General features: G+C 61.5%; 12 protein-coding genes and 1 pseudogene. 8 read left to right on the top strand and 5 right to left on the bottom strand.

The window, feature by feature from the left end; all coding sequences use genetic code 11:
- Window positions 1–932 (bottom strand): ATP-binding protein (locus IAE77_RS01540; RefSeq protein ID WP_294220801.1); only part of this gene is annotated, 932 nt, incomplete at its 3' end.
- Between the two features lie 155 nt (window positions 933–1087).
- On the opposite strand from IAE77_RS01540, the gene IAE77_RS01535 reads away from it, so the two are divergent.
- Window positions 1088–1318, top strand: coding sequence for a hypothetical protein (locus tag IAE77_RS01535; RefSeq protein WP_294220798.1), 231 nt, complete (start codon window positions 1088–1090; stop codon window positions 1316–1318).
- Entirely contained in the window at window positions 1315–1725 is a 411-nt protein-coding gene (locus IAE77_RS01530) for a PIN domain-containing protein (RefSeq protein ID WP_345780947.1), read from the top strand. Before IAE77_RS01535 ends, IAE77_RS01530 begins: the two co-directional genes overlap by 4 nt.
- 44 nt (window positions 1726–1769) lie before the next feature.
- On the opposite strand, the gene IAE77_RS01525 is transcribed toward IAE77_RS01530, so the two are convergent.
- The gene (locus IAE77_RS01525) at window positions 1770–3371 is read right to left on the bottom strand and encodes a DNA cytosine methyltransferase (protein ID WP_294220795.1); all 1602 of its coding nucleotides are present in this window, start codon (window positions 3369–3371) and stop codon (window positions 1770–1772) included.
- A complete protein-coding gene (locus IAE77_RS01520) occupies window positions 3368–3595 on the bottom strand; it encodes a helix-turn-helix transcriptional regulator (protein WP_294220792.1) in 228 nt (75 codons plus the stop codon). Before IAE77_RS01520 ends, IAE77_RS01525 begins: the two co-directional genes overlap by 4 nt.
- A 172-nt stretch (window positions 3596–3767) precedes the next feature.
- On the opposite strand from IAE77_RS01520, the gene IAE77_RS01515 reads away from it, so the two are divergent.
- From IAE77_RS01515 to IAE77_RS01500, 4 genes are all read left to right on the top strand, one after another.
- Window positions 3768–4679: a nuclease-related domain-containing protein gene (locus tag IAE77_RS01515; protein ID WP_294220789.1), complete on the top strand. Its 912-nt coding sequence runs from the start codon at window positions 3768–3770 to the stop codon at window positions 4677–4679.
- 20 nt (window positions 4680–4699) lie between these two features.
- Window positions 4700–5389 carry a PIN domain-containing protein gene (locus IAE77_RS01510; RefSeq protein ID WP_294220786.1) on the top strand — a complete coding sequence of 230 codons (690 nt, stop codon included), beginning with the start codon at window positions 4700–4702 and terminating at the stop codon, window positions 5387–5389.
- Between the two features lie 153 nt (window positions 5390–5542).
- Window positions 5543–5773, top strand: coding sequence for a hypothetical protein (locus IAE77_RS01505; protein WP_294220783.1), 231 nt, complete (start codon window positions 5543–5545; stop codon window positions 5771–5773).
- Window positions 5770–6168, top strand: a complete 399-nt coding sequence (locus IAE77_RS01500; protein ID WP_294220780.1) for a type II toxin-antitoxin system VapC family toxin — start codon at window positions 5770–5772, stop codon at window positions 6166–6168. The genes IAE77_RS01505 and IAE77_RS01500 overlap by 4 nt, the downstream gene beginning before the upstream one ends.
- Window positions 6169–6434: 266 nt before the next feature.
- Here the strand turns inward: IAE77_RS01500 and IAE77_RS01495 are convergent, their stop codons facing one another.
- Window positions 6435–7424 (bottom strand): DUF3500 domain-containing protein, encoded by a 990-nt coding sequence (locus IAE77_RS01495; protein WP_294220777.1) that lies wholly within the window; start codon window positions 7422–7424, stop codon window positions 6435–6437.
- A gap of 84 nt (window positions 7425–7508) precedes the next feature.
- Window positions 7509–7856 (bottom strand): PQQ-binding-like beta-propeller repeat protein, encoded by a 348-nt coding sequence (locus IAE77_RS01490; protein ID WP_294220775.1) that lies wholly within the window; start codon window positions 7854–7856, stop codon window positions 7509–7511.
- Between the two features lie 207 nt (window positions 7857–8063).
- Here IAE77_RS01490 and IAE77_RS01485 point away from each other — a divergent pair, with 207 nt between their 5' ends.
- Together IAE77_RS01485 and IAE77_RS01480 are read left to right on the top strand one after the other, a co-directional pair.
- Entirely contained in the window at window positions 8064–10031 is a 1968-nt protein-coding gene (locus IAE77_RS01485) for a phospho-sugar mutase (RefSeq protein WP_294220772.1), read from the top strand.
- A 165-nt stretch (window positions 10032–10196) separates the two neighbouring features.
- Window positions 10197–10900, top strand: a pseudogene (locus IAE77_RS01480) (hypothetical protein); the annotation flags it as partial.

Genomic DNA, 10900 nt, shown 5'->3' with positions numbered 1-10900 from the left:
CGTTCCTCCATGCGGGCGAGCTTGTGATGTTCATCCTTCCGCCAGTCTCGATAGCCCAGCCAGGAGCCGGGGACGAGCAGGCGATCCTGGCGGTAGATGTAAAAGCCCTGGCGCGCGGTCCAGTCCCGAGGATCGCCGGCGAGGCGGCGTTCCTCTTCATCCAGCAGCTTCGACTCATGCGGCATGACGAAGGGCTCCACGATGACGGTTCCACCCGTGCTGGGAAGGTGATTCACCGGCAGCTCCTGAGTGGCAGCGCTGATGAAGAAGGGATCAAAAGGGAGAACGGCGTGGTCATTGATGAAGATCCGCAGCCGGGCTGGAGACTCCAGCAGGCGATGGAACACGAGGGCGAGATGGCGCTCCACCTCTTCACATCGGGCGATGAAGGCATCCCGATTCTCCTCCACACCGCGCAGAACGCGGTCCATCTGCTGCCAGAGAACGCAGGTGCCGCTGGTAAGGGCATTGAGCCGCTGAAAATGCGGCGTGGCACCGGGCCGAGCCTCCAACAACACCTGCCATTGATCCACCTTCGCCAGATGATCCAAATCCCAACGGCGCAGCACGCTCTTCTGCCCGGCTTCCTTCGTGCAGACAGTGACGCAACGGCACTGCGAGAAGGAGGCGGTTTTAAAACCGAGACCGAACCTGCCGAGATCGTCCGCAGCTCGCTTTTCGCCCGGATGCTGACTGCCAAGGCGCATGGCGTCCCGCAGCCGAGTCTCTGACATGCCGCGACCGTCATCGGTGATGGCGATGCAGGAGTCCTTTCCCGCCCAAACCAAGTCCACCCATACCTTTTTGGCACCTGCGGAGATGCTGTTGTCCACGAGATCTGCGATGGCGGTGCCGAGGTCATAGCCGAAGGCCCGCAAAGACTCCGCGAGCACGGAGGCGCGGGGTGGGATGTCTTCGGCGGGAGGAGGCATTCTAGGCAGAATGCCGAGACGGACGGGAAGCGGCCACGGACGATGAGTGACATTGCAAGTATGGCGGGCAAGACCCGTGTGAGTCCACGATCCGCGCCGTCACTGCCAGGAAGCTGCGCATTGCGAAACCCGGGCGAACCCGTTACCATCCTCCCATGATCGCAACACTCGCCGAGCAACGTCACATCGTGCTGCCGCCAGAGGTGGAGGAGAAGACCCCGCTGCCCGTCGGCCAGCAGTATCATGTGCTGGTTTCCACGACGGGAGACATCATGCTGCGTCCGAAACGAAAGCGTCAGAAGTCGCTGCTGGAGCATCTGCGCGGGATGCAAGGACTGGAAATCCAACATCGTCGTGACCGCATTCCCAAGCCCGTTGTGTTGTGAGATTTCTGCCCGACACCAACGTGCTTTCCGAGATGATGAAGGCCGCCCCCGATCCACGGGTGGAGAGCTGGCTCGCCCAGCATGAGGATGATTGCGCATTGAGCGTGCTGGTGATCGCGGAAGTGGCCGATGGCATCGAGTCTCTGCCAGAAGGGAAAAGAAAAGCGGAACTGGCCCGCAAACTGGACTTTCTGAGGGAGGATTTCATGGAGCAGAGGCTCGACTTCGATGAGTCCTGCGCCTGGGAATGGGCGAGGTATTGCAACGAAGCCCGCAAGGCTGGTTTTGAGCCGCCGGTCCTGGACAGCCTGCTGGCCGCGAGCGCACGTGCATGGGGTTTGAAGATTATCACCCGCAACGCGGCCGACTTCCCGTTGATGGAAGTGATCAATCCGTTCGAGCCTTGAGCCATTGAAGCCCCAGGGCGAGGCCCGGCTCAGACCAGGAGCCATCACGCCATGGTTTTGGTAGGCTGACCGCCTTCCGCCGCCACCATGCCTGCGCGCTGGGCCTCTGAGCAATAGAGCTGGCCTTCATCAATGCTCCTGGCCTCAAATCGTCGCCAAGCCTCGCGTCCGAGGGGCTCAAGGCTCACCGGCCAGCCTGTGCGCCGATACCGGCGTGAGAGGTCAATCGCCGCAGCAGGCGCGGATTCCACGGTCTCTTCATCATCGCCATGATCGAAGGCATTGTCAGGATGCAGGCCGGGGAAGAGATAGAGCAATGCGTGCCAGCCACGAAGGAAGGTGCCTTTGTCCGTCTTCCGCAGCTGCGTGGCAGTCATGGCCGCGATGACGGCAAGGTTTTCGAAAGCCTCGGCCTGCGAACTCGGAACGGTGCTGGCCGTGGTGAAAGTGACGATGTTTGCGCAACTGCCTTCAATGACAGATGCGGCACTGTGCAGCAGATTGGCAACCGCATGACCGACAGCCTCGCCAACCAGCGGCGGGACGGCGTTGCCAATGACGCGGAACTGGTGCGTCCGGGTGACGGGGAACTGGAACCAGTCCGGAAAGGTCTGCACACGAGCGGCCTCACGCGGGGTGAGCGAGCGGGCCTGCGTGGGGTGGATGAACATGAGGCCGTCCTTGCTCAGGTGAGCGACGATGGTGCTGCACGGGCGATCACGATGCTGGCGGGTGTAACGGTCCTTGAACGTGGTCTTGTCGTATGGGAACTCGAACTGAACGCCGCGACGCATGGCCTCACGGCTGTTGTCTCCCTCTTTCAGCAGGGCGAAGTCGCGCAGATCCCGCTCACTGTGAGGACGGGATTCGTGGGCGGTGAGCTTCGCCGCGCGGCAGACCTGGAGCACGCGATGGATGAAGTGATGATTGTTTCCCTGCACATGCCGGGCTCGCCGTTCGAGATCGTAGTCCATCTCCTGCGCGCCAGAATTCGCAGCGATGGCAGGCAGATCCATGATGGCATCGCCGAGCGTGGCACCGAGGATGGCGCGCGGGGCCTTTTCAATTTCGGGTGGCAGGTAGCCGGGCACATCTTCACGAATGCCAAAGAAGAGCTGGCGGCGGCGCATCTGGGGCACTCCCAGCTTGCTGGCATCCTCGATACGCGGGACCACGCGGTAGCCGAGCGCCCGCGCCTCCGATTGCACGCGGGTGAAGTAGTCTCCATTGCCCGCACTGCGGATGCCGAGGACGTTCTCGATGACAAAGGCTCTTGGCTTGAAGTGAGCGACGAACTTGAGGAACTCGCGATACAAATGTCTGCGTGGATCATCGACGGTGCGCGGCCCATGATTCGCCCCGTCCACCTGTCGTGCCTGGGAGAAGCCCTGGCAGGGCGGGCCACCGACGATCACATCGACGCTTCGGGTGCCGATGAGTGTCTCCAAATCCTGAGGAGTGAACTGCGTGAGGTCTTTCTCCAAAGCATGGGGGACATGCGGGAAATTCGCCCGGAAGACTTTCACGGCTTCGGGATTGAAGTCGATGGCGGCAAGGCACTGAAACTCTGCATTCTCCATGCCGAGACTGAAGCCCCCGCAACCACAGAAGAGGTCGATGAAAGTGGGCTTGGGCGCAGGCTTCACAGGTCCACCCCCTCGCAAAGCTCAGCCGTGGTGATGTCGAGCGCCTTTGCAAGGCGGGCGATGTTCTTGATGCCTGGATTGCGGTTCCCACGCTCGATGTCGCTGACATAGGTCCGGTCGATGTCCGCCAGCTCCGCGAGGTACTCCTGGGAGTGCCCGGCGGCCTCCCGATGCCGCTTGAGGCTTTGGCCGAGTTTGACGAGGAGGGGATCGCGCTTGGGCATCTAATGAGAATGCCGAGACGCAGACGATCCTGCCACGGACGATGAGTGACATTCAACGCCGAGCCTCCAAGCGGTGCCTCCTTCCGCAGAGGCCCCCATTTCTAAAAACCGCGTCGCAAACAATGGAAGGGAAAACTCGTGACGACTGAAAAAGCGATGCGGAGATTTCTGGATGTCTCCCCTATCCACCGTCTTCGGCTTCCTTGTTTATGCGGCCTTCATGGCCGGCCTGTTCTGGCTTGCTTTTCTCCAACGGAAGAAGCGGCGGGAGGGCCGGTTTCCCGTGCCAGAGGACACACTGGCAATGCGCCGCGCCGGAGAACAACTGAGCGCGGACCTGGCACGGCTGGATGAGAAGTTTGAATGCCATTTCCTGATGCTGTTGGTGCTGCCTGTGCTCGGACTGGCGGCACCGCTTTTGCTGGCCACCTCCTGGAAAGCCGCGAACCCTGCAGGCGTGCTGGTGGCCGCCGCCGCGCTGCCATTGGCGGCGGTGATTTTCGGCGTGAAGAAGCTCCTGAAGACGACGGAACGGATCCGTGACAGCCGCCTGGCCCTCTACGGCGAGCGGTTGGTGGGGGATCAATTGATGAGCCTCACGGATCATGGCTACGCCGTGTTTCATGACGTTCCCTGCCTCGGCGGTGGCGGGCGTTTCAACCTGGATCATGTGGTCGTAGGCAACGGTGCCGTCTGCGTGGTGGAGACGAAAACGTATCGCAAACGCGCGGGGGTGAACGGAGAGGCCCACAAGGTGAGTTACGACGGTCAGAAATTGGTCTGGCCGGACGGAACAAGCACCGATGAACTGGAACAAGTGATGCGGGCTGCAGAATGGCTTCGCAACGATTTGAAGAAGCATCTGAATCTGGAGGTGCCAGTGCGTGCCGCGCTGACGATGCCGGGATGGTATGTCAAAGGTGGTCCGCCACAGGCTCCTGTGCTGGTGGAGAACCCGAAACGCCTGCCGCACTTCATCCGCGAGCGCTTTCAAGGCAGCCTCAAGAGAGATCAGGAGGATCTCGTGCGCCGTCATCTGCGCAGCCTGTGCGAGACGGTGTCGTATGAGGAGATGCCCGTGTGAGAGGAACCGCCCGCGCCGTCATGTCACCCTCCACCACCCTCAACACGCGCCAGCCCATCAACTACGTCTTTGTGGACTATGAGAATGTCCCGGACGTGGATCTTTCGTTTGTTGGAGACAAGACCGTTCATCTGACCCTGCTCATCGGATCCCGGCAAACGAAGACGTCGCTGGACCAGGTGGAGCACTTGATGAAACATGCGGCCACCACGGTGCTGGTGCGTCTGGAGTCATCCGGCAAGAACTCGCTCGACTTCAGCCTGGCTTACTATCTGGGACGGGCTGTCCAGTCAGACCCGACCGCCCACTTTCACATCATTTCCAAGGACACGGGCTTCCGTCCGCTGATCGAGCACCTCAAAGCCCGGCACATCAGCGTGAAGCGCCACGACGACGGCAGCACGTTGACGTTTGCCGCCTCCGAGAAGCCCGCCCCGGCAAATTCCGTGCCTGAAGACCTGACGGCCAAGGTGCTGGAAGGCCTGCGGCAGCAGGAGAAGAACCGGCCCAAGAACAGGACGCGGCTCTCAAACTATGTCAAAAGCCATCTCGGGACGTCCAGTGAGCCGTCAAAGATCGAATCCATCATCCAGCAACTGGAGAAGGACAGGCACTTGTCGTTCGGGGAGAAAGGCGTGGTCACTTATCACTTCAAATGTGATGACAAAAACCTGGAGAAGCACGAGCCAGATGTTGTCACTGTCGTCTGAAGCTTATCCCCCGAATTGAGAGCGCCAGGGCATGGCGACGAATCGTCGCCACTCCTGATGCGGACGTGAGCGTCCGCGCTCCTTTCCAACACTCCAAGCGGCCAGATCGAGGACGAGGTTGAAGCAGGAATGAAGCGGCGCTACACTCGGCCCATGAGCGTCTTCGAATCCACAGCCGTGTTGGAGGACCCCCGGCACCTGACTCTGGGCAGTCCGGTGCCAAATGGATTGTCCCGCGACTGCCGTGTGATCGTCATGTTTGACGTGGAGAACCCGCCTGAGTCGTGGCCGCAGGGCTTTGATGAGGACATTCGCATCGACGATGCCGCGTTTGAGCGGCCCGCCCAAGGCTCGGTCCCGTTCATCGCCGCGTTTGACGCATGAAAATCCTGCTCGACACGAACACCTGCATCGCCCTGATGAAGGGACACGAGAAGGCGATGCGGCGGCTGACGGGCCTGCGTCCCTCTGACTGCGCGGTGTCCACGCTGACCTGTTATGAACTGTTCACCGGCGTGCATAAGTGCCAGAACCCGGCGCGGGAGCGGCAGAAAGTGACTCGCCTGCTCGGCATGATTCGAGTGCTGGTGTTTGATGAAGCCGCGGCCGAAAAAGCCGCCGAGATCCGGGCACATCTGGAAAGCATCGGCAAGGTATGCGGCCCCTATGACATGCTGCTGGCAGGCCATGCGATTTCACGACAGTTGCGGATGGTGACGAACAACGTGAGTGAGTTTTCCCGTGTACCAGGGCTTGCGGTCGAGGATTGGCTGGCGTGAACGACGCATGCGGGTTGAATTGGCCGGAAGAGGGTTGCCCGACGAAGAATGGAACACGTGCAGGAATGGCGACGAGTCGTCGCCGCTCCTGATGCGGACGCGAGCAACGTCGATCCTTTGCAAGCGCCCAGATCGAGGACGAACCCCGGCAGCTGTGCCAGCCTCACTTCCGACCTCTGTCATTCCGCACTTTCCGCGTGTTCCGTAGGCCAACCCATCGAGGACGAGTTCGAGTAGGAGAACGAGGACGATTCATCCCTCACCTCTCACGCTGCGGCGAGATGGAAATACCCGTGGATGTGCGGGAAGCCGCGGAAGTACCAGACGAGGTCGGGGCCTTCGATCTGCCAGGTGTCCCACACCTGGTCGCCGCCGATGTCGTATTCGCCGCCGTAGCAGGAGATGAAGAGGCGCTCGACGATCTTTTGCGACTCGAGGGTCTTCATCGTGGCCTCGACATCGGCCGGACGGAAGCAGACGAGCATGCGGCGCATGGTTTCGAGCAGCTTTGCCTGCTGGTCTTTCGTGAGGTCGGCACCGGCGAGGCCGGGGAGGTCGTTCGCCCGGCGGGCGATGACTTCGGCGGGCTTTTCGGAGCGAGGTTCGCGGGCGACGAGGATTTTCTCGCGCTGTTTGCCATCGAGGGCGCTGACGAATTCGTTGAAGCGCAGGCCCTGATACCAGAAGGGATTGCCAGCGTGGTCCTTCTCCTCGCGGAAGGCCTTGGCGAAGTTCCCGTAGAAGATGGGGCGGCCGCCGAAGCCCGGGGCGTGATCGGGATGCACGAAGGTGCGGCGGGTGACGTGGTGGCCGGTGTAGATGAACTCGAAATCCTCGTCCTGCGGCGTGCCGAAGAAACCGACGGAGGGCGTGTTCTTGATCTGGCCCATGAGGTCCTTCTGCACCTGCCAGTTCATCTTCTCACGATGCTCGGGATGGTGGAGGGACTCGAAGATCTGCTTCACGAGGTCCTGCTGATCCTTGGTGTAGAAGGTGTGCAGGCGCTGCTCCGGGCAGATGTACCACCAGTTGCTGACGTAGCCGCGTTTGGCGTGGTCGCGCGGGAGGACGACCTTTGCCCGCTGCTCCTCGGTGAGGCTCTTGTAGAACTGCATGGCGAGCGAGTCTTTCCCCGCTGCGGCGGGAGCGGCCTGCAAGAACGGGAAGGCGGCGAAGGCGGCGCTGGAGCCGAGCGCACGGAGGATTTCGCGACGACCGACGTTGCGATGACCAGCGGAGGAAAGGAGCGAATTCATGGGTGGAGTGTGCCCAATACGCCGGGAAAAGGCCAGAATGATCTTTTGCTGTGCGGAGTCCGCAGTTCGCAGTTGGTCGGCGGCTCAGGTGATGACCACGGGGGAGGCGCCGCTCGTGGCGGCGGTTTGAGAGGCGGCCGCCGCAGCTGCGGTGATGAGGTGGGCGCTGGAACTGCCATGCACGGAGGCGAGGCTGGCGACGCCGTAGCCGAAACCGGCCATCTCATTCATCCAAAGCTGGGTGCCGCTGAGCGTGTCGAGCGCATACATATACCCGTCCACGCTGACGATGAGGCGGTCGCCATCGAGCAGGAGGCTGGTGTAGCTGGAGCCGGAGGGAGCCGTCCACTGCCACACAATCTCGCCGGTGAGGCGGTGGAGGGCGGCGACGCGTTTGTTGAAGCCAGTGAAGATGAGATCGGTGAGTTTCATGATGGATCTGAGGTTCGGGTTCGCTGTGATGCGAGGCAGGCGGAAGAAAAAGCGGTGTCTGTGAGCGCCAATGGGAGGTTCTGGCTGTGTTTGGAGGCGGATTCCCTGCTGGAATCACTGAAAGCGCAATCCGTAAGGCTTCCTTCACACCTGGTGCGAGCTTTGGTGTTTGATTCCTTCATCGGTGATGGCTAGCTTTCCGGCACCATGTCTCTCGACGCTCAACTTCAAGCCGCCACCGCCTCAGGAAAACTCCTCTCCGCCAGTCTCGACAACATTCGTGCGCTTCTCGCGGCCAGTGACAACCCGCTCTATCGCGCGAGCATTGAGGAACTCGCGAATGCAGACCTTTGGGAGGAGCTGAACGACCGCTTCTTCCAGGCGCTGAAGTTTGGCACCGGCGGCCTGCGTGGCCGCACAATCGGCCGCAACGTGACGAAGGCGGAACGTGGCAACGCTCCGGCCGACCATCGCCCGGATCATCCCTGCGTCGGCACGAACGCGATGAACTTCTACAACGTGAGCCGCGCCACCCGCGGTCTGGTGACCTACATCCAGAATTACCGGGCGAACGCCGGCCTGGGCGGCAAGCCGAGCATCGTCTTCGCCCACGACACGCGGCACTTCTCGTCCGAGTTCGCGAAGTTCTGCGCGCAGATCGCGATGGATCACGGCGCGGATGTTTACCTCTTCGATGGCTGCCGGGCCACGCCTGAGATGTCCTTTGCCGTGCGCCAGCTCCGGGCTGATGCCGGTGTGATGCTGACGGCCAGCCACAACCCGCCGCATGACAACGGCTACAAGGTGAACTTCAACGACGGTGCCGGCATCGTGGAACCGCACGCGACGGGCATCATCAAGGAGGTCAACGCGATCAAAGGCGAATCCTACACGGCCCTGCCGGAGGATCAGCGCGGCAAGCTGACGACGCTGGGAGATGACATGGATCAGCAGTATCTCGAGCGTGTCGAGACGATGATGCTGCAGCCCGAACTGCTGAAGAACGAGGCAGCGAAGAAGCTCATGATCGTTTACACCGCGCTGCATGGCACCGGCGGTGTGCTGGTGCCGGTGATTCTGAAGAAGCTGGGCTTCAACTTCCTCACCGTGCCGGAGCAGGATGTGCGCGATGGCCGTTTCCCCACCGTGAAGTCTCCAAACCCGGAAAACGCGCCTGCCTTGAAGATGGCAGTCGATCTCGCGAACAAAGAAGGCGCGGACATCGTGATCGGCACGGACCCAGACTGCGACCGCATGGGCGTGGGCGTGCGCAATGCGAAGGGCGAGATGGTTTTGCTCACCGGCAACCAGACCGGCTCGCTGATGGGCTGGTATCGCATCAAGACGATGTTCGATCTCGGCATCCTGAACGAGTCGAACAAGGATAACGCGGTCTTCCTCAAGACCTATGTCACCAGCCCGCTGCAGGACGCCATCGCGGCGAAATTTGGCATCCGCTGCGTGAACACGCTGACCGGTTTCAAATGGATCAGCGCCAAGCTCAACAAGTATGAGTCTGCCCTGCCGGAGGAGATCCGCGCGAAGTATCGCGACCTGAGCGCCGCCGAAAGCCGCGCCGCACGCCTCCAGCACAGCCGCTTCCTGGTCTTCGGTGGCGAGGAAAGTTACGGCTACATGGGCGACGACTTCAGCCGTGACAAGGATGGCAACGGCGCGGTGATCATGTTCGCCGAACTGGCCGCCTACGCCGCCAGCCGCGGCCTGACCGTGGCCGGTTTGCTTGATGAGGTGTATTGCGATGTCGGCTACTTCCTCGAAGTGAACCAGAGCAAGGTCTTCGAAGGCGCCAGCGGTGCCGCGCAGATCGCCAAACTGGCCGACAGCTACGGCTCGAATCCGCCGAAGGAGGTGGATGGCTCCGCCGTGGTCAACGTCCGCGACTTCCGCAAAGACGAGATCAAGGACGAGGAAGGCGACATCGTCTCGAAGGAAAAAATGCTCTTCGTCGATCTCGCGGACGGTCGCAGCTTTGCTGTGCGTCCTTCCGGCACGGAGCCGAAGATCAAATACTACATGTTCGGCCGCAATGTGCCCGCCGCAGGCCAGAAACTCAGCGCTGAAGAGCTCGAAGCCGCCAAGGCCAAGGTCACTCGCGCCCTTGGCAGCATGTGGACCTGGCTGGAGAAGGACATCGACGCACGTCTGGCCTCGTAAGGCCTCATCCAACGACTCATCACGCGTCTCTGTGACGCAACGCGAACGCGGCTGAACAAACTTCAGCCGCGTTCGTCTATTGGCGCTCCTTCCACTTCGCGAAGCTCCAGTGCGCTGGGAAATTGCGACTTGAAGAAGCCAGAAATTTAAGAACTATTAATCACTATGAACACTCAAACCACTCGCACGGGGTTCTGCACCGCCCCTTGGCTGAGTCTGTGCGCTGTCTTCGCTTTTGCCTCGGCTGTTTCTGCACAAACGCAGCGCTATTACCCTCCAGCCCAGGGTGGTTACCCGCAGCAGCCGCAGTACAACCAACCGGCGCCAAGCTATCAGCAGCCGCCAGCCGGCTACGGCTACCCGCAGCAGCCGCAGACGCGGTATGAGAACCCGATCGAGTTCTTTCCCAAGTTCAGCAAGCGCATGGGCGAAATGTTCCGCAAGCTGTTCTACGGAGACAGCAACGACCGTTCCGGCTGGGATTACCCGCCGCCAGGCAGCGGATATAGCCTGGACTCGCGCCAGCAGCCGTATCAGGCACCGAATCATCCACAACAGCCCCCTCCTGGCTACTACCAGCAGCCGGGATACCAGTATCCGCAGCAGCAGGGCGCGACACAGCCTCGCTACAACTACCCACCGCAACAGCAACTGCCGCCCGGCTCCCGCGCTCCTCAGCCGCCGGCACAAGGCCGGAGCACGACACCGCCGGCGCAGGACAAGCCCGCCACGCGCACCTATTCGCCGCCCAAAGTGAGTGATTCGTCGTCGTCCAGGAGCAAGACGCAGAGCAAGCCCTCCACCACGCCGCAGCCCAAGCCGCCGGCGCAGGAGACTCCGCCCCCGCCCCCCACCGCGCCCGCCAGCGC

The sequence above is a fragment of the Prosthecobacter sp. genome (assembly GCF_014879935.1).
In the GTDB taxonomy this organism is placed as follows: domain Bacteria; phylum Verrucomicrobiota; class Verrucomicrobiia; order Verrucomicrobiales; family Verrucomicrobiaceae; genus Prosthecobacter.
The sequence above is the reverse complement of the archived record's forward strand: the minus strand, read 5'-3'. Positions and strand labels throughout refer to the sequence as shown.